At 59.8% G+C, this 22,500-nt stretch carries 25 protein-coding genes and 2 pseudogenes; 3 read left to right on the top strand and 24 right to left on the bottom strand.

From position 1 onward, the window contains the following. Position 1: 1 nt before the first annotated feature. A complete protein-coding gene (locus tag GC087_RS24380) occupies positions 2-4,651 on the bottom strand; it encodes an Ig-like domain-containing protein (RefSeq protein WP_324030784.1) in 4,650 nt (1,549 codons plus the stop codon). A gap of 570 nt (positions 4,652-5,221) precedes the next feature. Between GC087_RS24380 and GC087_RS24375 the strand changes: the two genes are divergently transcribed. Then, entirely contained in the window at positions 5,222-5,659 is a 438-nt protein-coding gene (locus GC087_RS24375; RefSeq protein ID WP_064352142.1) for a YuaE family lipoprotein, read from the top strand. Between the two features lie 427 nt (positions 5,660-6,086). Further along, complete coding sequence (locus GC087_RS24370) at positions 6,087-6,668, top strand: hypothetical protein (protein WP_064352141.1); 582 nt, start codon at positions 6,087-6,089, stop codon at positions 6,666-6,668. 129 nt (positions 6,669-6,797) lie between these two features. Here GC087_RS24370 and tnpC read toward each other — a convergent pair whose 3' ends face one another. Genes tnpC through tnpA form a run of 3 tightly spaced genes read right to left on the bottom strand, consistent with a single transcriptional unit; the run spans position 6,798 to position 9,368 of the window. Further along, complete coding sequence (tnpC, locus tag GC087_RS24365; RefSeq protein WP_324030783.1) at positions 6,798-8,369, bottom strand: IS66 family transposase; 1,572 nt, start codon at positions 8,367-8,369, stop codon at positions 6,798-6,800. Positions 8,370-8,388: 19 nt separating this feature from the next. Next, positions 8,389-8,736: an IS66 family insertion sequence element accessory protein TnpB gene (gene tnpB / locus GC087_RS24360; protein WP_043143335.1), complete on the bottom strand. Its 348-nt coding sequence runs from the start codon at positions 8,734-8,736 to the stop codon at positions 8,389-8,391. Continuing rightward, complete coding sequence (gene tnpA, locus GC087_RS24355) at positions 8,733-9,368, bottom strand: IS66-like element accessory protein TnpA (protein WP_205954759.1); 636 nt, start codon at positions 9,366-9,368, stop codon at positions 8,733-8,735. The genes tnpB and tnpA overlap by 4 nt, the downstream gene beginning before the upstream one ends. A 73-nt stretch (positions 9,369-9,441) precedes the next feature. On the opposite strand from tnpA, the gene GC087_RS24350 reads away from it, so the two are divergent. Further along, on the top strand, positions 9,442-9,687 hold the full coding sequence (locus GC087_RS24350; RefSeq protein WP_205954760.1) for a hypothetical protein: 246 nt from the start codon (positions 9,442-9,444) through the stop codon (positions 9,685-9,687). A gap of 633 nt (positions 9,688-10,320) precedes the next feature. On the opposite strand, the gene trbC is transcribed toward GC087_RS24350, so the two are convergent. The 20 genes and pseudogenes from trbC to psiB form a co-directional block, all read right to left on the bottom strand. Beyond that, a complete protein-coding gene (gene trbC, locus GC087_RS24345; RefSeq protein WP_324030782.1) occupies positions 10,321-10,908 on the bottom strand; it encodes a type-F conjugative transfer system pilin assembly protein TrbC in 588 nt (195 codons plus the stop codon). A gap of 57 nt (positions 10,909-10,965) precedes the next feature. After that, entirely contained in the window at positions 10,966-11,958 is a 993-nt protein-coding gene (traU, locus tag GC087_RS24340; RefSeq protein ID WP_088900842.1) for a conjugal transfer pilus assembly protein TraU, read from the bottom strand. After that, positions 11,955-12,062: pseudogene (locus GC087_RS24335) on the bottom strand (hypothetical protein); the annotation flags it as partial. The gene traU and the pseudogene GC087_RS24335, both read right to left, overlap by 4 nt. A gap of 162 nt (positions 12,063-12,224) precedes the next feature. Further along, positions 12,225-12,632: a hypothetical protein gene (locus GC087_RS24330; RefSeq protein WP_205954792.1), complete on the bottom strand. Its 408-nt coding sequence runs from the start codon at positions 12,630-12,632 to the stop codon at positions 12,225-12,227. After that, the gene (rfaH, locus tag GC087_RS24325) at positions 12,629-13,159 is read right to left on the bottom strand and encodes a transcription/translation regulatory transformer protein RfaH (RefSeq protein ID WP_205954793.1); all 531 of its coding nucleotides are present in this window, start codon (positions 13,157-13,159) and stop codon (positions 12,629-12,631) included. The genes GC087_RS24330 and rfaH overlap by 4 nt, the downstream gene beginning before the upstream one ends. Positions 13,160-13,172: 13 nt before the next feature. Beyond that, on the bottom strand, positions 13,173-14,561 hold the full coding sequence (gene traB / locus GC087_RS24320; RefSeq protein WP_205954794.1) for an F-type conjugal transfer pilus assembly protein TraB: 1,389 nt from the start codon (positions 14,559-14,561) through the stop codon (positions 13,173-13,175). Continuing rightward, positions 14,558-14,791 (bottom strand): annotated as a pseudogene (locus tag GC087_RS24315) (TraK domain-containing protein); the annotation flags it as partial. The pseudogene GC087_RS24315 and the gene traB, both read right to left, overlap by 4 nt. A gap of 71 nt (positions 14,792-14,862) precedes the next feature. After that, entirely contained in the window at positions 14,863-15,186 is a 324-nt protein-coding gene (locus tag GC087_RS24310) for a hypothetical protein (RefSeq protein ID WP_205954807.1), read from the bottom strand. Positions 15,187-15,242: 56 nt separating this feature from the next. Beyond that, on the bottom strand, positions 15,243-15,803 hold the full coding sequence (locus GC087_RS24305; protein ID WP_205954808.1) for a hypothetical protein: 561 nt from the start codon (positions 15,801-15,803) through the stop codon (positions 15,243-15,245). Continuing rightward, positions 15,800-15,949, bottom strand: a complete 150-nt coding sequence (locus tag GC087_RS24300; protein WP_033766154.1) for a hypothetical protein — start codon at positions 15,947-15,949, stop codon at positions 15,800-15,802. Before GC087_RS24300 ends, GC087_RS24305 begins: the two co-directional genes overlap by 4 nt. Positions 15,950-16,038: 89 nt before the next feature. Further along, positions 16,039-16,989, bottom strand: coding sequence for a hypothetical protein (locus GC087_RS24295; protein ID WP_205954809.1), 951 nt, complete (start codon positions 16,987-16,989; stop codon positions 16,039-16,041). A gap of 709 nt (positions 16,990-17,698) precedes the next feature. Then, positions 17,699-18,088 (bottom strand): HigA family addiction module antitoxin, encoded by a 390-nt coding sequence (locus GC087_RS24290; RefSeq protein WP_324030785.1) that lies wholly within the window; start codon positions 18,086-18,088, stop codon positions 17,699-17,701. Further along, on the bottom strand, positions 18,022-18,303 hold the full coding sequence (locus GC087_RS24285; protein ID WP_019104686.1) for a type II toxin-antitoxin system RelE/ParE family toxin: 282 nt from the start codon (positions 18,301-18,303) through the stop codon (positions 18,022-18,024). Before GC087_RS24285 ends, GC087_RS24290 begins: the two co-directional genes overlap by 67 nt. A gap of 136 nt (positions 18,304-18,439) precedes the next feature. Further along, on the bottom strand, positions 18,440-19,285 hold the full coding sequence (locus GC087_RS24280) for an N-6 DNA methylase (RefSeq protein ID WP_205954811.1): 846 nt from the start codon (positions 19,283-19,285) through the stop codon (positions 18,440-18,442). Positions 19,286-19,333: 48 nt separating this feature from the next. Continuing rightward, positions 19,334-19,480, bottom strand: coding sequence for a hypothetical protein (locus GC087_RS24275; protein ID WP_019106772.1), 147 nt, complete (start codon positions 19,478-19,480; stop codon positions 19,334-19,336). A gap of 94 nt (positions 19,481-19,574) precedes the next feature. Further along, the gene (locus GC087_RS24270) at positions 19,575-19,904 is read right to left on the bottom strand and encodes a hypothetical protein (protein ID WP_205954824.1); all 330 of its coding nucleotides are present in this window, start codon (positions 19,902-19,904) and stop codon (positions 19,575-19,577) included. A gap of 135 nt (positions 19,905-20,039) precedes the next feature. Beyond that, positions 20,040-20,429, bottom strand: a complete 390-nt coding sequence (locus tag GC087_RS24265; protein ID WP_205957569.1) for a hypothetical protein — start codon at positions 20,427-20,429, stop codon at positions 20,040-20,042. Between the two features lie 656 nt (positions 20,430-21,085). After that, entirely contained in the window at positions 21,086-21,250 is a 165-nt protein-coding gene (locus GC087_RS24260; protein ID WP_205954826.1) for a hypothetical protein, read from the bottom strand. Positions 21,251-21,319: 69 nt separating this feature from the next. Further along, complete coding sequence (locus tag GC087_RS24255; RefSeq protein WP_205954813.1) at positions 21,320-22,051, bottom strand: plasmid SOS inhibition protein A; 732 nt, start codon at positions 22,049-22,051, stop codon at positions 21,320-21,322. Next, positions 22,048-22,485 carry a conjugation system SOS inhibitor PsiB gene (gene psiB / locus GC087_RS24250; RefSeq protein ID WP_205954814.1) on the bottom strand — a complete coding sequence of 146 codons (438 nt, stop codon included), beginning with the start codon at positions 22,483-22,485 and terminating at the stop codon, positions 22,048-22,050. The genes GC087_RS24255 and psiB overlap by 4 nt, the downstream gene beginning before the upstream one ends. Positions 22,486-22,500: the final 15 nt, after the last annotated feature.

Genomic DNA, 22,500 nt, shown 5'->3' with positions numbered 1-22,500 from the left:
TTTAATTGACCTCGATCGTAAAAGTTTCTTTATAGAGTCCGACCACAGCGTTGAGGCTGCCGAGCACTCTGCTTCCATAAGAGGGCTTCACTGTAAATATTCCGCCCTTGGTGCCGGTCAAGTTCGCCGTATAAATGCCCGCTTCGCTGCTTTCGTCGAGCCTACTGACAGTAACACTGTTGCTGTCGGAAACAGTGAGGTTGAGGGTGCTGGCGGCACCCGTAACAGCATTGCCGTTCACGTCCTTCAGGGTCAGCGTTAGCGTGCTAATAGTGCTGCCGTCAGCCACCACCAAGGAGGGTGACGCCACAAAAGTCGACTTAGCGTCAGACGGCGCGTCCGCCACGAAGCTCACCGCCCTGTCAGCGCTCACGGCCGCCGTGCTGCCCAACTTCGCGCTCACGGTGATGTCCGCCACCGCCAGGGTGCTGCTGGTCAGCGTTACCGTGGCCTGACCGGCAGCGTCTGTCGCCCCGGCCGCTTTCACCGTCACACCGGCCTTATCCGCCGCCGGCACGGCGGTGACGCCGGTGACCGGGTTGCCGTTGCCGTCCTTCACCGTCACGGTGTAGGTGAAGGCGCTCTCACCGTCGGCCACCTTGCTCACCGCCGTGCCGTTCAGCACCACCGCGCTCACCTTCGCCGTCGCCGCGTCCGCCACGAAGCTCACCGCCCTGTCAGCGCTCACGGCCGCCGTGCTGCCCACCTTCGCGCTCACGGTGATGTCCGCCACCGCCAGGGTGCTGCTGGTCAGCGTTACCGTGGCCTGACCGGCAGCGTCTGTCGCCCCGGCCGCTTTCACCGTCACACCGGCCTTATCCGCCGCCGGCTTCACGGTGACGCCGGTGACCGGGTTGCCGTTGCCGTCCTTCACCGTCACGGTGTAGGTGAAGGCGCTCTCACCGTCGGCCACCTTGCTCACCGCCGTGCCGTTCAGCACCACCGCGCTCACCTTCGCCGTCGCCGCGTCCGCCACGAAGCTCACCGCCCTGTCAGCGCTCACGGCCGCCGTGCTGCCCACCTTCGCGCTCACGGTGATGTCCGCCACCGCCAGGGTGCTGCTGGTCAGCGTTACCGTGGCCTGACCGGCAGCGTCTGTCGCCCCGGCCGCTTTCACCGTCACACCGGCCTTATCCGCCGCCGGCTTCACGGTGACGCCGGTGACCGGGTTGCCGTTGCCGTCCTTCACCGTCACGGTGTAGGTGAAGGCGCTCTCACCGTCGGCCACCTTGCTCACCGCCGTGCCGTTCAGCACCACCGCGCTCACCTTCGCCGTCGCCGCGTCCGCCACGAAGCTCACCGCCCTGTCAGCGCTCACGGCCGCCGTGCTGCCCAACTTCGCGCTCACGGTGATGTCCGCCACCGCCAGGGTGCTGCTGGTCAGCGTTACCGTGGCCTGACCGGCAGCGTCTGTCGCCCCGGCCGCTTTCACCGTCACACCGGCCTTATCCGCCGCCGGCACGGCGGTGACGCCGGTGACCGGGTTGCCGTTGCCGTCCTTCACCGTCACGGTGTAGGTGAAGGCGCTCTCACCGTCGGCCACCTTGCTCACCGCCGTGCCGTTCAGCACCACCGCGCTCACCTTCGCCGTCGCCGCGTCCGCCACGAAGCTCACCGCCCTGTCAGCGCTCACGGCCGCCGTGCTGCCCACCTTCGCGCTCACGGTGATGTCCGCCACCGCCAGGGTGCTGCTGGTCAGCGTTACCGTGGCCTGACCGGCAGCGTCTGTCGCCCCGGCCGCTTTCACCGTCACACCGGCCTTATCCGCCGCCGGCTTCACGGTGACGCCGGTGACCGGGTTGCCGTTGCCGTCCTTCACCGTCACGGTGTAGGTGAAGGCGCTCTCACCGTCGGCCACCTTGCTCACCGCCGTGCCGTTCAGCACCACCGCGCTCACCTTCGCCGTCGCCGCGTCCGCCACGAAGCTCACCGCCCTGTCAGCGCTCACGGCCGCCGTGCTGCCCAACTTCGCGCTCACGGTGATGTCCGCCACCGCCAGGGTGCTGCTGGTCAGCGTCACCGTGGCCTGACCGGCAGCGTCTGTCGCCCCGGCCGCTTTCACCGTCACACCGGCCTTATCCGCCGCCGGCTTCACGGTGACGCCGGTGACCGGGTTGCCGTTGCCGTCCTTCACCGTCACGGTGTAGGTGAAGGCGCTCTCACCGTCGGCCACCTTGCTCACCGCCGTGCCGTTCAGCACCACCGCGCTCACCTTCGCCGTCGCCGCGTCCGCCACGAAGCTCACCGCCCTGTCAGCGCTCACGGCCGCCGTGCTGCCCAACTTCGCGCTCACGGTGATGTCCGCCACCGCCAGGGTGCTGCTGGTCAGCGTTACCGTGGCCTGACCGGCAGCGTCTGTCGCCCCGGCCGCTTTCACCGTCACACCGGCCTTATCCGCCGCCGGCTTCACGGTGACGCCGGTGACCGGGTTGCCGTTGCCGTCCTTCACCGTCACGGTGTAGGTGAAGGCGCTCTCACCGTCGGCCACCTTGCTCACCGCCGTGCCGTTCAGCACCACCGCGCTCACCTTCGCCGTCGCCGCGTCCGCCACGAAGCTCACGCTCGCCTGCCGGCTGCTCTCACCCAGCGTCGCCGTCACCGTGCTCGCGCCCGCCTTCGTGCTGGTCACCTTCACCGCCGCCGTGCCGTCCGCCCCGGTGGTCACGCTCTCCGCCACCGCCGCGCCGCCGGTCGCCGCCAGCGACACCTCCTGCCCGGCCAGCGGGTTGCCGTTGCCGTCCGTCACCGTCACGGTCAGCCCGTCCGCCGCCCTGCCGTCCGCCTTCGCGCCGTCCGACGTCACCGTCAGCGCGGCCACCTTCGCCGTCGCCGCGTCCGCCACGAACGTCATTGTGGAATCACTGTAGTTTCCGTTGTCCATCAGCGCCCTGATGCGATAGTTCCCTGACACTGAGGCGCTCACCATCACCGCGGCCCGCCCCTGCGCATCGGCGTCAGTGCTGAGTGGGCCCTCCGTCCGCCCGCTTCCGTCTTTACGCATGAACGTCAGTTTGCCGCTCCGCGCTTCCCCGGGGCCTTCAGACACACGCTGACCACTGAACGTAACCCGCATGCCCTTAACTCCGTCCTTTTCAGACAGGGAACTGACCTGCCTCTGCGAGGCCACAAGCCGTGCCGTCACCAGGGAGCGTGCTTTTCCGTCTGCAATCTGCCTGTCGGGTGTGATTGTCAGGGTTTTAACAACGTTGCCGGACGGCGAAACCGAAATAACGGTAGTGGCGGTGTCTGACTTGTTGCCTTTTGAATCAGTCGCCACCGCGCTCAGCGTGTAGGTCTGCGGTCCGGCCGCCGCCCGGGCCCACTGATAGGCCGGCAACGTCATCCGCACTTCCCGCGATGAAAGTCTCTGCAGCGTCCCCCCGTCCGCAAGGAAAGACGGGGAAACCGTCCAGTCAATGTCCCTGAGGCCGTATTTTGACCGGCTGACAACGGCAGCCAGCGTCAGCGTATCCCGCGCGTGCCCGTTAACCTGCGGCGGCAGAAAAATACTCAGCAGCGTCTGCTTACGGTACTGCATGACGATGTCATAGTTGCGATCAACCAGATCGTAACGGTTTCCAGCCAGGCTGCGGGACAGATCCACGTAGTCCGGGTCGGTCTGATGGCTGAGGGGAACCCCCGGCCGGTAGGTAAACGAAACGCCCAGCCGGGTGTCTGCATCGTCGCCGCTGCTCCGGGTCGCGCTTAACGTCACGAGGGGGACCGGCGTCCAGCTCAGTCCGTAGGAGAATGCTGACGGACTGTTACGCAGCGCGTCGGCTGAGGCGCTCCCGGCCAGGTCGACCCCTTTTCCGAAATATTTTTCGTATTTGAATGTCACGCCGAGCTGCGGGTAGGAAGGCAGAAAGGCTTCTGTACGCAGGTCAAAGCCGGTTGCCGGCCTTTCGTCGTAGTCAGTCATCGCGTCCAGAACCGACTGATGCCAGCGGGTTAATCCAAAATAACCGTTCGCCGCGAGTTTAAGATAATCAGTCCAGGCTTCGCCCCCCACCCCGAGCCGTGTGTTATGGCCGGTAAGGTCGTAATCCCAGAAGCTGTTGAGGCCCAGCATCCACCGGTTGAGATAGTGCCGCCACCCGGCTCCCACGTTCACGATGTTGCGGTTGGTGGTTTTACGCGTGCCCAGTTGCGAAAAAAGAACGTTATCCGGTGAATCATACAGCGGAAGCAGCACGTCACCGCTGATGCGTCCGTCGCTGCCCAGCGACACGTTGCCGGTACCATACTGGCTGATCCAGCCGTTGATTTTCTGGTTTAAAAGGCCCTGACCGATGCTTCGCGCGTAGTTCACCGCCTCCTCGCTGTTTCTGACGGAGGACAGCACGCCGGCTGCCTGCGACATCTGTCCGCTGTAGGGCGAACTCTGTATTTCGCCGCCGTCCTGTTTCCAGAAACCGTCATCCGCACGGCGGGCGGCGCTGCCGTCACTGGCCGTTTTATCCGGTATGCCTAAGGAGGGAAGCGGAGATGAAATCAGAGCCGGCCCCCCGGCTACGGGAGGGCCCGGGATATATCCCGGGCTGTAGGAATGAATATTTACTGAAGAAGTATCAGCTGATTTGTCTTCGTCCCTTACTGCCTCTCCTGAATTACCAGATCCGGCTTTCGTCAGGTCTGAAATAGCCGACATTGTCGTCTTCATTTCCTGAAAAGAATGTATTTCCGCTGCGCGTGCCACGCCGGTAAAGGATGGAAACAGAACAAGAAAAACCTGGATTAATATAAGAACAGACGAAACAGACCTTCTCATCCTTGAGCAAAACATTCCTAAGATCTCAAAAAGAATGCCGCCTCAACGGAGAGGAATCAGCGGCAAAATGGGTAACGGGATAAAAACGGAAAATATCGATATATGCAAAGCTTGCCGCTATTAAAATAATCATCCCTTCCCTATGAGTAAATTCAATTAAACCGATCAATCTAAGCAATATGATAGTCAGTAGCTATCAAGTTTTTGGCAATGATCGTTGTAATCGATTTATATATGAAATAGTTTCTTTGATTAGTATCAAGAAAAAAACAATAAAAATAATTTAAAACAATTAGTTAAAATTAAAAATCTGCAACCCACACACTCAATACCCACTTGGTATAAGTGGTTTTTTTTATTTTCTGCTTTACCTCTACGTTATTTTGTTTTTTAATTCCCCCTGAGCATCTGATTAATCATTTAAGACATATAAACTGTAAAGGGAATGTTATGAAAAGGAATGCAACTACAGCTATTTTATCTTTTTCGGTTGTTATAATCAGTGGCTGTACGACTGGAAATGGCGTAGCAACAACCACCGGTAGTAAAAGCCATAATGCACAGGTCAGTAATTATATAAATGACAAGTCATCACTGACATACGGTAATACTATTCCTGGCTCCGGGAATATCTGTATCGATCAGTTTAATTTTCTTAAACAGTCAGGAAGTCAGAAATACAGTATTTACACTCAGCAGTACGACAGGATAAACAGCAACTTTGTCTTTTTGAATAAAAACAAAAACATTATGGACAAGGATGCTGCCCGAATGCTTGCAGAAGCGCTTAACATGCAGCTTGACAGCCTGTGTGCCAGCGTAAATTTTACGGGGTTTCAGCTCGTAAAGCGGAAAATCGGCGACATGGTGCAGGGGAAACATAACTGACGAAAAAGCGTGTAATATTTCAGCGTCTGGGCATGGCCGGACGCTGACGACCGGTGGTTGCTCCGTCAGTTTTATCCCTTCCGGGCAAGCAATATACAGTTCCTGCCTGCATCCCAGAGGGATACTGAGCCGCCCCCTGGTAGACTTTTCAGGGACAGAAAACGGCCGGAAAGTACCATGAAGAACGCTGCAGTGTGGCTGAATATAATGAATAACGCTGAACTTATATGCTGCAAACAGAAGTAACGTGTTGAGTTTCGCCATCGTCAGCGCTCGCTGCCATGATCAGAACGCAAAAGCCTCTGAAAGACTTCGCTGACGGAGCATCTACTGTAAAACGTACGCTCAACTTATTGAATGCACAGCTCCTTCTCAGAAGAAGCCCCGTTTGCTTTGAGTGATACATGAGTCCACAGGACAGCATACCTTGAGTTATAACTTCATCTTTATCACACTTCCTGTCATAGCAATTCTGACAGCACTGTTGTTATACGGCTATAACCTGCATCTCAGTGTCAGAAAAAAAACAATCCGACTTCATGCCCTTGAGGTTATTGTTTTACTTGAGGTTTTCGCAGAAAAATGTGTGAGAGTATCAGGGGACTGGGGGGAACCGCTTCCGGATGGCACCCGCAGGGCAAGAACTGACTTCCCTGTTCCAGAAATCAACAGAATGAGAGAAATTTCATACGCTTTTCCGCTCAAAATAGTGCAAAAGCAGTTTGACCTTTTTCTTGCACATTCACAGGCCGTCAGGATCATCAGTGATGCATACGATGAAAGTACTGATACTGATGACTCGCACTACTTTTTTGAGAGACAGTGCAGGGCGACATTTCTCGGGATAAAAGCGCTTTTGATTTCACGGCGTATCCGAGTGATTTTCAGGATTTCAGCCTGCACACGGCCTTATGGCAGCAGACTGGGAGCAGAAGATATTCTTTGGCAGGAGTGGCGCAGGCAGAGAAGGATGGTGGCAAGGTACAGAAATTTGCTCGACTGGGTGTGATGAGTAGGATGCCAGATGCCTGCCGGAGGTCTGTCAAATTAGCGACAAAGGGTCAGTAGAGGGGTCTGCCGGTCAATCGTGTAAAAAACCACATTAAGTGTAAGCGTCGCATTCAGACCGTATTGACGTTCAGGCAGAGGGAAGCTCGACCTTCCATGGCAGCAGATCGCGGACCCGGTTCACCGGCCAGTCCTGTATATGACCGATGACGTAACGCAACCACGTCTCGGGGTCAACGCCGTTAAGCCGGCAGGTGACGATCAGAGAGTAGAGGATCGCCGCACGTTCTCCGCCTGTATCTGAACCGGCGAACAGCCAGTTTTTCCGGCCCAGGGCTACGCCACGCAGCGCGTTCTCCGCAATGTTGTTGTCGATCTCCGCCCAGCCATTGCTGCAGTACAGGTTTAACGCGTCCCACTGCTTCAGTAGGTAGGCGAACGCCTTCGCCGTGTCCGAGTGGCGCGACAGTACCTTCATCTGAACCTGTATCCAGTCGTACAGTGACTGCATTAACGGGATAGTCTGCTCTTTACGTACCGCCAGCCGCTCGTCTGCCGGGCTGCCGCGTATCTCCGCCTCGATGGCATACAGTTTTCCGATACGCTTCAGCGCTTCGGTTGTGATGTCGGTCGGTGTCCGGGCATGCACGTCGTGGATTTTTCGCCGGGCATGGGCCATGCAGGCCGCTTCGGTTATGCGGCCATCTTCGTACAGCGCATTATAACCACCGTAAGCGTCCGCCTGCAGGATACCGCTGTACCCCGCAAGGTGCTGCTGTGGATGTACGCCTTTCCGGTCCGGCGAGTACGCGAACCAGACCGCCGGTGGAAGCTGTGAGCCCGCGTTGCGGTCGTCCCGCACGTATACCCACAGCCGGGCCGTGCGCGTTTTGCCGCTGCCCGGCTCCTGTACCGGCACAGGGATATCGTCGGTGTGCACCTTGCCCGGCATCAGCACGTACTGGCGCAGCAGGTCGTACAGCGGCTCCAGCAGTTCGCTCACCGCGCCGGACCAGCGACCCAGCGTGGCGCGACTCAGCTCCACGCCCTGACGATGGTATATCTCTGACTGACGATAGTGAGGCGTGTGCTCTGCGAACTTCGCCGTGACGATGCGCGCCAGCAGGCCGGGGCCTGCATAGCTGCGCTCTATGGGTTTTGAGGGCATGGCTGTCTGAACGATGTGGTCACAGCTGCAGCAGGCCAGCTTCGGCCGCTGCGTTTCGATAACCTTAAAGGCGCTGCTGATAAGCTCCAGCTGCTCCGACACGTCGCAGCCCAGCGCGCTGAGCTCACCGCCGCATGCCGGGCAGGCGGTTTCTGCCGGCGGCAGCGTGCAGATTTCGCGGGGAAGCGAGGCGGGCAGCGGTTTGCGGGAAGACGACTGACGCAGCGGCTGCGGGAGTGCCGGGTCATGCTGCTCGCCCAGCACCTCCGCCATTTCCTCCTGCAGGGCGCTGATGCGCTCCTCTGCCTCGCGTACCTGGCGCTGCGTTTTCTCACGCAGCTTTTCGGAGCTTTTGCCGAACTGCATGCGCTGCAGCTTAGCAACCAGCGCTTTCAGGCGGTTTATTTCGCTGGCGTACGCCGCCACCCGCTGTGAGAGCAGGCGGTTATACTCCGCCATTTTGCGGAGGGTGGTCTGCTGCTCCAGCAGCAGCGCCCTGAGCCGGGCGTTTTCATCAGGGTATGAGGTCTCCATAACCCCACTTTACAGCAGGTTATATGCGTATTCCAGGGCGTTCCGTCCGCTGGGGATGCTTCCAGTTAATGCCTTCCAGCAGCATGGACAGTTGCGCCGGCGTCAGATGAACCTTGCCGTCACGGGTCACCGGCCAGACGAAGCGCCCCCGCTCCAGCCGTTTGGTGAACAGGCACAGACCGTCCCGGTCAGCCCACAGTACCTTTATCATGTCGCCGCGCCGGCCGCGGAAGATGAACAGATGCCCGCTGAACGGGTCATCCCGTAACGTGTTCTGCACCCTGGAAGCCAGGCCATTGAAGCCGTTGCGCATGTCCGTGACGCCGGCAACCAGCCAGATGCGTGAGCCTGCAGGGAGTGATATCACCGGCTCCCTCCCTGCATTTCCCGGATGAGCATCTGCAGCAGCTCCGGCGTCAGTTTTCCGCTGATACGAAGCGTTCCTGCGGGCAGAACCAGCTCACAGCAGGGGGCATCGTCGCTCTGAACGGATGGTGGATGAGGCTGTCCGGAGCCTGATTCAGCAGCGAGCGTCACGGGCAACATGACCGGCGCATCTGTCCGCGCAGCCAGCAGCCCCTGCTGATAAAGTCGCCGCCAGTTGAACAGGAGATTGTCGTTAATGTTATTTTCGCGGGCAAGCTGTGCCACGCTGACGCCGGGCTGCATCGACTGCTCCACCATGGCGATTTTGAAGTCGCGGGGGAAGTTGGGACGTCGGGGCCGCTTACGGGCAACAGGGATTTCACCGGGAGCCGGGGTAGAGGCTACAGGAAGGACAGACGATTTTCGGGAGTCCTCCCGGTAAAGTCGTTTATCCAGATTTTTGGCGTTGATCCGTGGCGGCAGAGGCCATGACAGACCGGCCTTCCGGAAGCGGACAAAGAGATCGCAGACGGTGGTTTTGGGGATACCCAGCCTGCGCCCGGCCTCAATACGCGGCAGCTTTTCATCAAAATGGAGGCGAAGCGCCTCAAGGAGCCATGTTCGGTGTTTCACGCGATAGTGTCCATTAAAAAATGATGGACACTATTTTCCCGGAACCGGAGCCCGCTGCACAGACAGTCTAAATGTGACGCTTACACATGAGAGTGGGTTCAACCTTATCACTTCGCTCCAGACGAGCCCTCAGCAAAAGTATAAGATCACGTTTGATCTCTTCGCGGCTGATTACGTCACCATCACCCGCTTTCCTCAGACAAACCATGCCGGTGAGTCTGCACGCTTCCCGGTATGTGGACTGAACTTCGTCATCATCAACGTTCTGCATGAGGATATCTCCTGCACTGAATCAGGTTTTATGCGCGACAGCGCATGAAGGCGCCAGCTGATGCCCGCCAGGATGAACTGGCCACATGGCGCCGGTAGCCCGGCGAAGCCGGTTACGTGATGAAAGGTTCTGCCTGTCGGTTACTTCGCCCTGCGAAGCCAGACCCGCTAACCGCCGCACGACAGCCACTGTACGCCGTCGGAGTGGTCACGACAAGGCGTAGCCGCAGTCGGGGCATATCTCCGCGTTAGCGGGCCGTTAGGGCCGCTTACGGGCGTGTTCACTGTACCCTGCAGCAACTCCACTTACAGCAACACCAGAGCTATTAGTTACAACACCCATTAATCAGCCACTGCAGTTCCGGCCCTGCGGGCCGGGCGGCGGCGGCTGGTCAGTGGGGGCGATGGGGTTTCAGGTCCGGCTCCGGTTTTTGCTCGGAGGGGCACTGAGGTGTCAGAACTGCGCAGGTGCTGTTTACAGTGAATAACTGTATGCTGTAACTAAAGTGATGTGCTGTCGAGGCCCGCGTTAGCGGGAGCGACTCCCATTCTGAGCGGCGCGGACGCCTGCGGCCGCTGCAAGCGAAGGCCTTTTCCACTTATCCACAGTGTCGCGGGTGACAGAGATCATTCCGGGTTTATCCGGAAGACCTTAAAACAGTGTTTACGAATGTTTTGCAGATTATCTGATACCGGCGCAGTCACCGCGCTGCTGCACCTCTTTCAGCGCCTGTTTCAGCTCCAGACTGCCGTAAATCACGTCGAACTCAGCGCCACAGGTCACCACCAGTGCCGGTACGACCTTAATGCCGTACTGCCTGAACAGTGTCGGATCGATCTGTACGCCGGCCTGTTTGTCCTTTTTTGACAGTTCAAACATCATCGAGGCGGTTTTGCGGAAATCATTGTCCACAAGCCCGCGGATGGTCGCCGGGATGCCAAAGCGGCGCGCATCCTCCAGCATCGGCAGCAGGCCTTCCTGCGGAATTCCCAGGCTCACAAAGTAAACGGCCCTGGGCGCTTCGCGGCTGGCGCTGTTCTGTCCGGCCTGGGCTGCGGCTATCTCGTTCTGAAACGCTGTCACCCGCCCCTGCTGCGCATCCGGCAGGGCGATATTCGTGCCCTGAAGCTGCTTTTTGAACAGCTCCAGGTCGCGCTGCTGCTGTTTCATCCAGGCCACGTCGTTCTGACCGGCAGCAGGCTGTTCGGCCGCACGGGCGAACGTGAGCACGGTGCCGAGTACCAGCACCGTCATCAGGAAAGTTTTCATGGAAAATCCTCTGAATAAGTCAGGCTCTGCCGGGCGACGCGCTGCGTCAGCGGGCCGTCAGAGGTACACGCAGTTACGCTTTCGCCAGAGCAGATAGCCAAAGTTCTTCTTCGTGGCCGGGCTGTTGTGGGTGCTGCCCCACAGCTGCGTCGAGGTCCCGAACGGATGGCAGTCGCTGGGTTCGGGATACATGTTGACCATCTGATAGCGCCATCGCGATTTAGGGATGATCGGGGACGGATATTCATAACAGACTGCAGTGTCGGCCCCGACCGTCTCCATCACCAGCCCCTCGCGGTGCAGCTTGAAGGCCATGCGTTCCGTCACCAGCAGGGACGCCTCCAGCGGTGAAAACTCGTTGCTGGTATAGCCCGTGAACGGGTACATCGAGCCCTGCGCACCTGCGCACCAGAAAAGTGGGTCCAGCGGCATGCCCGCCGTGGACGAAATGGAGTCAGCCGCACAGGCCCCCTGCGCAAGCAGGTTATTGAACAGCGCCACCTCCGGATTGATGATCATCGAGAGCGTACTGTCGTTCCACAACGGATCGACTTCCGAGAGGTACGCAATGTCCATGTCGCCGGTCTGCATACAGCCGGTACTGGTGATGATGTTCAGCCAGAACAGCAGCGGGTATTTATACCAGTGCACGTGATAGAAGGCCCCGGGCGCGGGCCTGTCACTCTGTCCTCCGGTCCCGGTGCCGGTGCGTCCCAGGTCGATTTTGAATCCGCCCATGTTGACCATCACACCCGGTTCACGCGTGACGTCGGTGAGCGCCAGCGGCTCCCAGAAGCCGATGGCCAGCCCCAGACGGTAAAAGATGCCGTAGGGACACAGCTGAATCGGCATCGACGGGTTCGGCGTGTCGGGGTGCGCGCCAGACGCCAGCTGAATGCTGCCGAGCGTCATGGGAAACAGGCATTTCCAGCAGACGTCGCTGATGGGATTTACCCACCGGCCGTCACCGGCGTTACTGCCGCCTGCCATGGCAGGCCTGACGGCCGTCATGGAAAGCAGCAGACACAGCATCAGGAGTAATCGTTTCATTCGTCCGCCTTTGCCGTCAGCGGACGGAGCCAGACGCAGACCGGACCGTCGTCGGTGTCATGAATACTGCCGGTAAACCACCCTTCCCCGGGCGGCTTCACCGGCACCGTCAGCAACCCGCAAAACCCCGCGAGTAAGAGTAGTGAAAGCAGGTTCTTCGATGATTGGTTATTTAACGCCTTACTGGTCGTCATACTCTTTCACTCCTTAACCAGCAGTGGCACACAGATACTGAAACTGAATTTTTTCATTGCTGCCCGTCCCGTTTACAGGTGTCTTTTTTCGAACAGAAGCACAAATACAGCAGCGCCGAACGAAAGCAGAACCCCTGAGCAGGGTCCCGTATAAAGGAATGCTTTGCTGGCCACCTGAAGCTGGCCGGCTCGGGCAACCTCAACCAGCCAGCCCACAGGCACGATGATCCAGGTGACGAACCCTGAGAAAACCGGGACCATACTCAACCCGCTGCCGAAAGAAAGCAGCTGTATGGCCAGCGTGGACGAAGCAGGCAGGAACAGTATCTGCCAGAACTGCCACGTTATGCCCCCGGATGGCCCCACTTCCCATTCAAGCATGATGGCAACAGTGCCGAGGTTGAGCGCCAGCATAAGAAACGTAAGCAGAAGAGCTGTCCGGTGTTCCCTGGTATCGTACTCAATGGGTTTGAGGTTCATACCCTTACCTCCCCGCTGTTTTTAAACCGGAAACGCAGCCCCTCTTTACACGCTTTCCTCATATCCAGCTCCACTATCCGGCCCATCAGGGTGATCAGCATGATAGCCCGCTTGGCACCTTTAGGCTCATGCCACACCGCCTCAAACCCTTCAAACACGCCGCTTTCGAGAATGAGCCTGTCACCGTGCACCGGCGGCTTTTCGCAGGTCTGAGCCACCTGCCCCGCGCCGGCCTTCAGCGCCTTCATCTGCTCATCGCTCATGACCGCCAGGCGCTCACCAAAGCGCACAATCTGCGAGACACCGCGCGTGGCCTTGATTGTCGTGGTGTGAATTTCTTCCGGATCGAAGCAGACGAAGCCATAGCCGGGAAACAGCGGTGTGGGCTTCAGGGAGGTGATTTTCCCGTCTGCCAGCCGCCTGCCGGTGTAAAGGGGAAACCAGCACTCCACGTTCTGGTTTATCAGATGCGCTTCCGCGCGCTTTTCCTGTCCCGAGAGCGTCTGCAGTACGTACCACTGTTTCATCGGCGTGTTCCTGTCAGTTGATGGTGTCACCCAGCCGCAGCTGGCTGGCCTGCTTCAGTACTTCATTGGGGTCGAGCACCGCCGGGCGGTTGCCGCTGGCGTTTACTGCGGGCGTGTTAGCCGCCGTTTCCTGCACCTGAACCTGCGAGGTATTCTGTTTGTCTTTCTCGGCCTCCTGCTCCTCAATGGTCTTCAGGCGAAAACCCTGCTGAAACACCACCGTCACGGCATTACCGGCACCGATATCAATGACAGGGTGATACTGCTCGGCACGTTTGATGTAGTACTGGCTCAGCGTGTCGGCCGCCTTACTGGCACCACCGCCGAAGCCCTGTTTCAGGATGTCGCCGGCCCCGATGGTGGTCGCCCCGCCCAGGCCCACCATGGGCGTGGCCGCCGACTTGAAGCCGTCTCCGAGGCCGGACAGGAAGCCTGCACCGCCCGCGTTCCAGAGGATTTGTCCGTTACGCATCACCGGCTTGCCGCGAATGCCCTGCTTGCCCTGATAAGCCACGTGCCCTTCAAACGGCATATCGATGTGATCCCCGTTTTTCAGGTTACAGCTGATGTTTTTGGTGCGGACCTCACCGCGCTCGCTGGAGATGTCCCCGTAGATTTCACCGGTGACGCGGCACTGATCCAGGTTGTAGGTTTTGCCGTTGGGCATTGACACATCGCCTATCAGGGTGAGGACCACCGGCGTGGTGTTCTGCTGGCCGGTCACGCTGGCGTTGGCGTCGGCCCCCTCAATCATCACGGCCTGTGAAAACGAACCGGACGAAATCCACGGCAGATGCGGCCACTTGCGGCTGAGCGAGGCGTAGGTAAAGGTTTTGCGCATCAGTCCGCCCGTCTGCGACGCGGCAGCAGCGGGCAGCGTGCCCTGAGCCTGCCCGGGATAAAAACGGCTGCCCTGACCGCTGGCGGGACCGCCTGCCGGATCGGTGATGCGCCACTGCGCCGGTCCGGCCGGTCCCAGCGGAACCGGGCCGTTCTGCCCCGCACCGGGCGCTGACGGCGTGCCGGATGCGCCCGGCTGCGTCGCGGCATGCGTACCCTGCGACTGAAGCTTGTCCAGTGCCGCCGTGATCTGCTCCAGCTTCCGGTCGAGCGAGGCCGCCTGGCTGTCGACTTTGGTGTTGAGGTCCTTCAGACCCTGCTCAAGCCCGGCCGTTTTGTTCTGCTGCTGCGCCAGCACGGAGGTTGTGACCGCGTCGGTGAAGGTGGGCGTGACCAGCCCGGAGCCGGTCAGGTCGGCAGGCTTATGCGCTGCCTGGTGCTTCAGCGCCGCCTGATGCTGGTTGTAAAACCAGATGCCGCCGCCGGTAACGGTCATGGCCGCCAGCGCCCCGCCTGCTATAAGCCACTGACGGCGGCGGGTGACGGTGTTGATGTTGCTCACGATGCACCCCCTTCATCGGTGGAAAAAATCACCCAGACATAGCCCTCTCCGCCCGCATAAAGGGTACGGGTGGACAGCATCACGGCGCGCACCCCCTTCTGCCAGAACTGCCTCTCCGTCAGGGCCAGGGTGACGTAGCCGGTGTTTTTCATGCGGTAGCGCATGACGCGGAAATGCGCCCCTGCCAGCTGGCGCTCCGGCGTGAGCAGCACGCCGGCGGCCGGGGTGTAGCCGGTGCGTCAGCACCGGGTTTTGCCCGGCCCGAAGGGCCTGCAGGGTCTGCGCCCTGCACGGCACGGGATCAGCCTGCGGCTTCATCCCTGAAATGAGAACCTGCGCGGATAAGCAGCTCGCAGAACGGCAGATCTTTAGCGCTGCACAGGTGCATAAGATTTGCCAGCAGATCGGTAATGGCCGTTTCTGCCAGGTCATTTTTACTGTCCAGCCCCGTGCAACGGGCGAAGGTGACGACTGCCGCCGCAGCGCTACAGGACACGTCGGTTGTCTCCCACGGAACCGGATGCAGCGCGTAATCCGCCAGGTCATCGAGGTCGGCTATTTTCAGTGATTCCGGGCGCATAACAACGGGGGACGCCATCCCGTCAGGTCGGGTGTTATTCAGCATGGAGGACTCCTGTTACGTTCACGACAGCGGGGCCGGATGCCTCCGGCCCGCGCTTATCAGAGGATGATTGTGCGGCTGTAAGTTGCCCTGAAATTACCCGTATCGCCTTCATTTAGCGGCTTTAACGTCAGCAGTTTTTCTGCCAGACCATTCATGACGAGAATACGCTCAACAGCCTCAGACCAGCTTTCGTGCTCTCCCACCGGAAACCACAGGTTATCGTTATGCCCGCTGAGGAGAGGGTGATTGCAGAAATGTACCCCCCTGCCCTTCACCTCGCTGCACGTCACGGTGACCGTGCCGCACACCTCGCTCGTAGGCGCTTTGCGGGCGAGCTGCTCGACAATGTCATTCCAGCACCAGTCTTCGTCTTCCGGCACAGCCAGATCGATACAGTGCAAAAACGCATCCGCAGCCCGTGCGGAAAGTTTTGCGATCTCACTGACTGGCGGGTCTTTAAGGGCTGCATCAGCGCACTCAATGAAATGGCCGTTGATGTAAAAGGCCTCGTCACCGTTATCCAGACGTATCAGACAGTACGGTCCCAGAACACGCGTGATGTCTTCCTGCGTGACTGGCCGACGTTCTGTACCGGATGCCGTATTGTTCTGATTCATGCGCGCGCTCCCGTCATTGTGTTAACGGTCGTCATGAACTGCTGCCAGAGATAAAACGGCATCGCAGGCACATGAGCGTGCTGGCCGCTGAGCAGTGCGTTTACAAACAGCGCCGCCTGTGCGACGATTTGCGGGTCAAAATTCATATTCGTAGCTCCGAGTTTGATTTTGATGTGGCGGGTAGTTACAGCTACCCGCCGTGAAGAAAGCAGGGGAAACCCTGCTTTTTTTGCGCCTAAAACTCCATGCCCTCCATGATTTCGGTTTCGTCCAGGCGCGTGGACGGATGCTGATATTCCCGAAGTGCTTCAGCCACATGCGGATCGTTCAGCCACACAGCGTGAACGCTGGTCAGGTCGAGCATGTCGGCCTCCTGGCGTAGCTGGCGGGCCGTCTCATAGTTGTCCCAGCCGGACTCATAAGCGGCCTGCTTAAGCAGCGCCTGTTTCTGTGCCGCAATACGTTCGAACGCAGCCGGATCGGTTTCCGGTGTGGCCCACTCCAGCGTGCGGGCATTGCCGCGCAGCACCACACGGCGTGCAATGTCGGTAATAGTGGCGATGTGCGGGTCAAAACCGTACCCACCGTATTCGCTCTGCCCCCAGTCCCCGCTCAGGCTTGCCTTTACCAGCAGCTCCATCGTCTCCGGAAGAGTGTCCGCACGGCCCAGGGTGATTTCCACGTCACGCCAGTACGTACCCAGATTCCGGTCATCTTCGTCGAACTCCATGCGACCGCAGACGGTAAGGCCAAACGGGCGCGACGCCTCGATATATGACTGACGCAGCGCTTCACGCTGAAACGGGGCATGTTTCTGAAGGTATTCCAGGGCTGGCAGGTCAGGCCCGTCCACCCAGGCCCACTCTGCTGGCACTGTTTCAGTGGCGAGAGACCGGACGGACGTCGCCAGCTCGTACGCAGACGGGGTGGCGATATCCCCTTCATCAATCATCGTCGTGATGAGTTCTGCCGCGTACCGGATATCAGATAACAGGTCATCACCGTCATCCGGACCAGTCGCCTCCAGCGCATCCAGCGCGCGGTACGTCATCAGATTACCTTCCAGTTTCGCGAGGGCGACCAGGCGGTTTGTACGCACGGGCAGTTGCACGTCGAAGTTTTTTAAAACCCGTGTTTCGGTAGATTCAGAAGCGGCGGTTTTGACGTTGACGTTGTGGGTGTTCATGCTGGTTCTCCTCTCTCGGTTGCTGTTATCCCTGTTTCGGTGAGTTCATCGCGGCGAAGGGCAAAGTGGCACCGGCCGCCGACCGGAACACAGGCGTCCCGGAAGCCGCAGCGCAAGCGAGCCGGTTTTCCGGCGAGTGCGAACGGGTGAGGAACGGCGTAAGCGAACCTGTGTGGGAGGGAGAAGGACTGTGCGACTGTCAGCCCTCCGCGGTGGACCACCGGAACAGAACAGCCGCACGGGATAACATGAGCATGAACACCTCCGGCACGGCGGAACGGCGTGACGGCCTTACAGGGCGCGACCGCGCCCGGTGAACGCACCGGCGACAGCCGGTTGCAGCCGTTGACCTAAGCCATCAGACCTTAGCCGGGAGGCCCGAAACGCGGCCCTTTGCGGTTCGGCGGAGACGGGCGGCAGCTTTTCCGCCGCCTGTCGGAGTGGGGCTGACGACTGCCCGCCAGGGCAGGAGCCGAAGGGGGCCATGTCCCGGCTGTTGCTGTTGCTGTTGCTGTTAAGTCAGTAAAGGCAGCAACCACATACTGGCCAGCCCAACCGGCACCGGCATAAAGACAGCTGGGGAATAACGTATACCGGCAGGAAGCTGAACAGAACGCGGCGGGGGAGGCGCGGGGCTTATGCGGCGGTGCTGGCGGGGAATGACCCTGCCGTGGGTGACAGGGTTACGGCGGCGTTCCGGTCAGGCGTCTTATGCGTCCTTACCGTTCTGCGCCTCTTCTGAGAAGGGGGCCAGGCCAGGGCGCAGGATGACGCCCGACACATCGGTGTTTTCCCGCGCTTTGTGCAGGTCGAAAGCGGCCTGCATCGCCAGCCAGAGACGCGCGGCAATGCCTAACCCCGCCTCCAGCCGTACCGCCATTTCAGGGCTGACGGCCGCCTTGCCGGACGCCACCTTGCTCAGCGCCGCCGGAGAGACGCCCAGGTCTTTCGCCATTTTACGCAGGCTCACGTTATTGTCTTCCAGGTACTCCGTAATGAAGCCACCAGGATGCGGGGGATTGTGCATCGCCATCAGTGATAGTCCTCCAGGTTGAGAATGTAAGCGTTGCCGTCGGTAAACTCGAAGGTGATGCGCCAGTTGGCCCGCACCGTAATGGCATACAGGTTTTTGCGATCACCCTTGAGCGGATGGAAACGAAAACCGGGATAGCGGCTGAACTCATCCGTCGAACCGGCCTCATCGATGGCCAGCAGGCGCAGCCGAATACGTTCTGCATCCTTTGCCTGAACGCCGCTCGTGTCGCCTTTTTCATAGAGCTTCTGCAACCCTTTATGCTTCCAGCTTTTGATCATGCTCCATCCCCTTGTTTCCCGTTACGAAACATTATACCAGACTGTTTCGCTCAAGGAAACACTTTACCCGCTCTTTCCCGCCCTGTGACGGGCGACTGTGAACGGCCGCCCGCAGGAGGCGGCCCGACTGCGACGGCTACGGGCCAGGGTTTACCGGCCCGTCAGACAGGGAGCGCAGGAAATCCATCATCGCGTTTATTCTGCGCTGCGCTTTCAGCCGCTCCTCAAACCCGTTGATGTAATACACCGGCGTGTAACGCACGCGGCTGAACTGCATTGTCAGCGTGTTGCCGGTGATGACTTCCGCAGGAATGCCCAGCAACGAAAGCTGGATAAACGCCATGTCCGCCGCCACCGGATCGATGTCGATGCAGTTCACAAACATCTGCTCTGAGGGATTCAGCCCCGCCTCAAGCATACATTCGGCCACCGCAACCACCATGCCGCCCGCGCCGCAGGTCGGCTCTGACAGCGTAAACAGCCCTTCACGCTTCACGGCTTCCTGTACGCCAGGCATGAGCATGCGCGCCATCAGCGACTGTACGGAGTACGGCGTAAAATACTGCCCCTGCCTGCCGTCGCCCAGCTCCAGCTCCATGAAAATGGCCCCCAGAAAGTCATGAAACTTCGCTTCCAGGGCGCTCACCATCAGGCTGAAAAGCCGGTGAAGATCCTGAATGTCCTCCGGCCTGTAGCGCCCGCAGATTTTGCGGCAGCGCTCCATGCTTTCCGGTGCGCGGATCGTGGCAAGGTCGAGTTCACTGGCCGCAAGCGTAATGAAGTCGCTGAACACGTCCCAGCGGCGCAGGTGCCGGGCCGTGTGCCTGAACACGCTGACGAACTGTTTACGCGCCGTCTCGATGCTCATCATACGATGCACGGGGGACGGATCGCAGGCGGGGGCTGAGGGGTTGAGGACAACCGGCGCGGGGGCGGGATCTTCAGCCTGGTTAAAAAAATCGGCAAAATCTAACTGTGACATAAACCACTCCTTAAACGGCCGCCCCGCAGGGGGGCGGCCGGATTTACATCACGCGAGGCCGAGGCCCGCGTTGACCAGGGCAATAAAGAACGGCCACTGCCTTACCTGCATAGCCGGAACGCGGGCACGTTTCCCGTTACGGCGGGCATTTACAAACGCCTGCGCGTGTGACACGATTTGCGGGTCGAACTGCATGGTTTTACCTCCATTAAGTTTGATGAATACCGGATGCAGACTCTTAGGGGGGTAAGCTTCCGGTTTGGACAGAGCAGGCTCAGGCCTGCTTTTTTCATTTCTGACTCAGGTCAAAGGCCTCCTTAACGCGCGTCATGATCTGCGCGTGGCTGAGGTGGGCATAATCCCGCAGCCGGAAGTAACGCGCGCCGGCCCGGGCGTAAATGTCGGTCACCTGCCCGCAGTAAAACTCGGCCAGCATGAACGTTTCACACTCCCCGTCTTCACTGCATGACCAGTTCAGCGGATACGCCACGCCCAGCGCGTCGTGAAAGCGGTGAACGTCAATTTCCGCAGGCGCTTTCAGCGCCGCTTTCTCGCGGCCCAGCCAGTAAAGCCGCTCCTCCTCGGCGGTATCGCGCCCGCCGTCATACACTGAGGCGATAAACGCCGCCTCGCGGGGATTGCCGCCTGTCAGCAGGTCAGCATCAAGGCCCGTCAGGACGTCACGGATAATCAGTTGCATAGCGTTCTCCCTGTCAGTGGTTGTGGGTTGCGCCGCCTGCGCGGCGCATAAAAATCACCAGATGTTGTCGCGCCAGAAGTAAAAGCCCGCGTCCAGTTCCGTACGCAGGTAATGCAGGGCATACGCCCATGCGCCCTGCCCGGTTTCACCGAACTGCACCAGGGCAACGCCACGCGCCGCCAGCCACGCCCGCACCAGTGGAAACGGCAGTCGCGGGCGACGGGCTGACCAGTCCGGCACGGCATCGCGCAGCGCTTCCGCGAGGCTCAACAGCGAACCGAGCAGCAGTTCCGCACGTTCCCCCTCTTCCATGCCGTCCTCTGCCAGATGGCCCAGAAATGCCAGCGTCTGCGCGACACCGGACGGAAGGCCGTTGACGTTTGGCCGTAAAACCCGTGTTTCGGTAGATTCAGAAGCGGCGGTCTTGACGTTGTGGGTGTTCATGCTGGTTCTCCTCTCTCGGTTGCTGTTATCCCTGTTTCGGTGAGTTCATCGCGGCGAAGGGCAAAGTGGCACCGGCCGCCGACCGGAACACAGGCGTCCCGGAAGCCGCAGCGCAAGCGAGCCGGTTTTCCGGCGAGTGCGAACGGGTGAGGAACGGCGAAGCGGACCTGTGTGGGAGGGAGAAGGACTGTGCGACTGTCAGCCCTCCGCGGTGGACCACCGGAACAGAACAGCCGCACGGGATGACATGAGCATGAACACCTCCGGCACGACGGAACGGCGTGACGGCCTTACAGGGCGCGCCCGCGCCCGGTTAACGCACCGGCGACAGCCGGTTGCAGCCCCTGACGTTGACCTCAGCCATCAGACCTTAGCCGGGAGGCCCGAAACGCGGCCCTTTGCGGTTCGGCGGAGACGGGCGGCAGCTTTTCCGCCGCCTGTCGGAGTGGGGCTGACGACTGCCCGCCAGGGCAGGAGCCGAAGGGGGCCATGGTTCACAGGGGTTTGCTTTAAGAGGAGCCTGAGAAAAAAACGGAGACGAACACGGAGAAAATGAATACCGGGAAGGTGAAAACAGACAGGAAAAGGCCGGAAAAATCCGCCTTAACATAACCACTGAACAGCCCCGCCCGGCTGAGCGGGGTCAGCAGTCAGCTTCAGCGCATCATACTGAGCAGCCTGATAAAACGTACAGCCCTCATTCCTGCCTGCCACACGACATACAGGCTGCACACGGCCATGACGGCCATCAGTGACAGCACCAGCGGATTATTCACCCCCGTCATCACCTCATGCATGTTTACTGCCTGGACTAAATCCATTATCACCCTCTCAGTATGATGTTAACCCGCACAGATCAGCATTCTTGTCATTCTGCGCCTGTCTGCGTTTTACGGCAACAGCCTGCCCTGCGTGAGCTTGTTCGGCACCATCCAGCGCTCCAGTTCCCGCACCGCTTCTGTCGCTTCCGCTGACATATGACGGGCTTCCGCTCCGATTTTCCACAGCGGCTGCCCCTCTGTCATCCAGCGCTCAAGCCCTTTCATGGAAGGGAAACGCTCGCTCCAACGGAAAAACAGGGTTTCCAGATCGTACTGTGTCACCCCGGATTCCGACCAGCGGGACACCCAGCACGAGACCGTCTCCGGCGTGTGAAAGGCCAGGTCGATTTCGGCCTGGCCTTTTTCCGCCAGGTAGGCCCGCTCCCTGCCCTGCCTTTCCCGCTGCCGCTGACGCGAGTATTTCTCTGCATGCAGTTCCCTTTTCATGCGCCGCCGCTCTGTCTGCTGAAAACGCTTTTCGGGAAAAACCCAGCCCGCATCGTTGCAACTGAGCGGCAGCGGGCAGCACCCGCCCTCGCTCGCTATCAGTATATCGATGGCCTTCAGCCACGCCTGCTTTCTTCCCCGCAGTTCAGACTCCTGCAGGCAGGGGCAGAAAACACGAATTTCTTTCAGCGTGATCCGCTTGCTGCCCATAAGGAAGCGGAAATAAGCCCGCGCATAAGGATATTCGGCACAGTAAAGCCTGCGTCCGGCTTTCTGCTCCACATACATAATCGCCTGTATCGCGGCCTGCCGCTCACGCGATAGCGGCACCAGAGAACGGTTGTTGGGGATCATACGCCGCCCTCCTGTACCAGGTAATCAGCCAGGCCGGTGACGCTGTACTCCAGCAGACAGGCCTGCGCCGCAGCGGCGATCAGGGCGCTGATACGCGTCGGATCGAACGGCGTCAGCCGGAGGACGTCGCGCACGCAGCCGCCATCCGCCGACGCGATCAGGACAACCCACTCTCCGGCGACTTCGCCGGGGCTGCACACGCACAGGCAGAATGCCTCACCGGGCGGCGCGAAGCGCAACTGCACCGGGAACAGGCCGCCGAACTCGGCCCGGTACTCGCCGTTGACCGTCCAGCCCGCCGGGACGGCCAGCAGGGAAAGCACGGCGCTGGTCAGCACATGCCTTTCGCCCTCGCCCCGCTCACGCCACTCTTCAAACTCACAGGGATGCATTGACGCCAGCACACTGAGATTGTTCATTACGGTATTTTTCATGATGGTCTCTCTGCG

The sequence above is a fragment of the Pantoea sp. JZ2 genome (assembly GCF_035191405.1).
Lineage (GTDB): Bacteria > Pseudomonadota > Gammaproteobacteria > Enterobacterales > Enterobacteriaceae > Pantoea > Pantoea stewartii.
The sequence above is the reverse complement of the archived record's forward strand: the minus strand, read 5'-3'. Positions and strand labels throughout refer to the sequence as shown.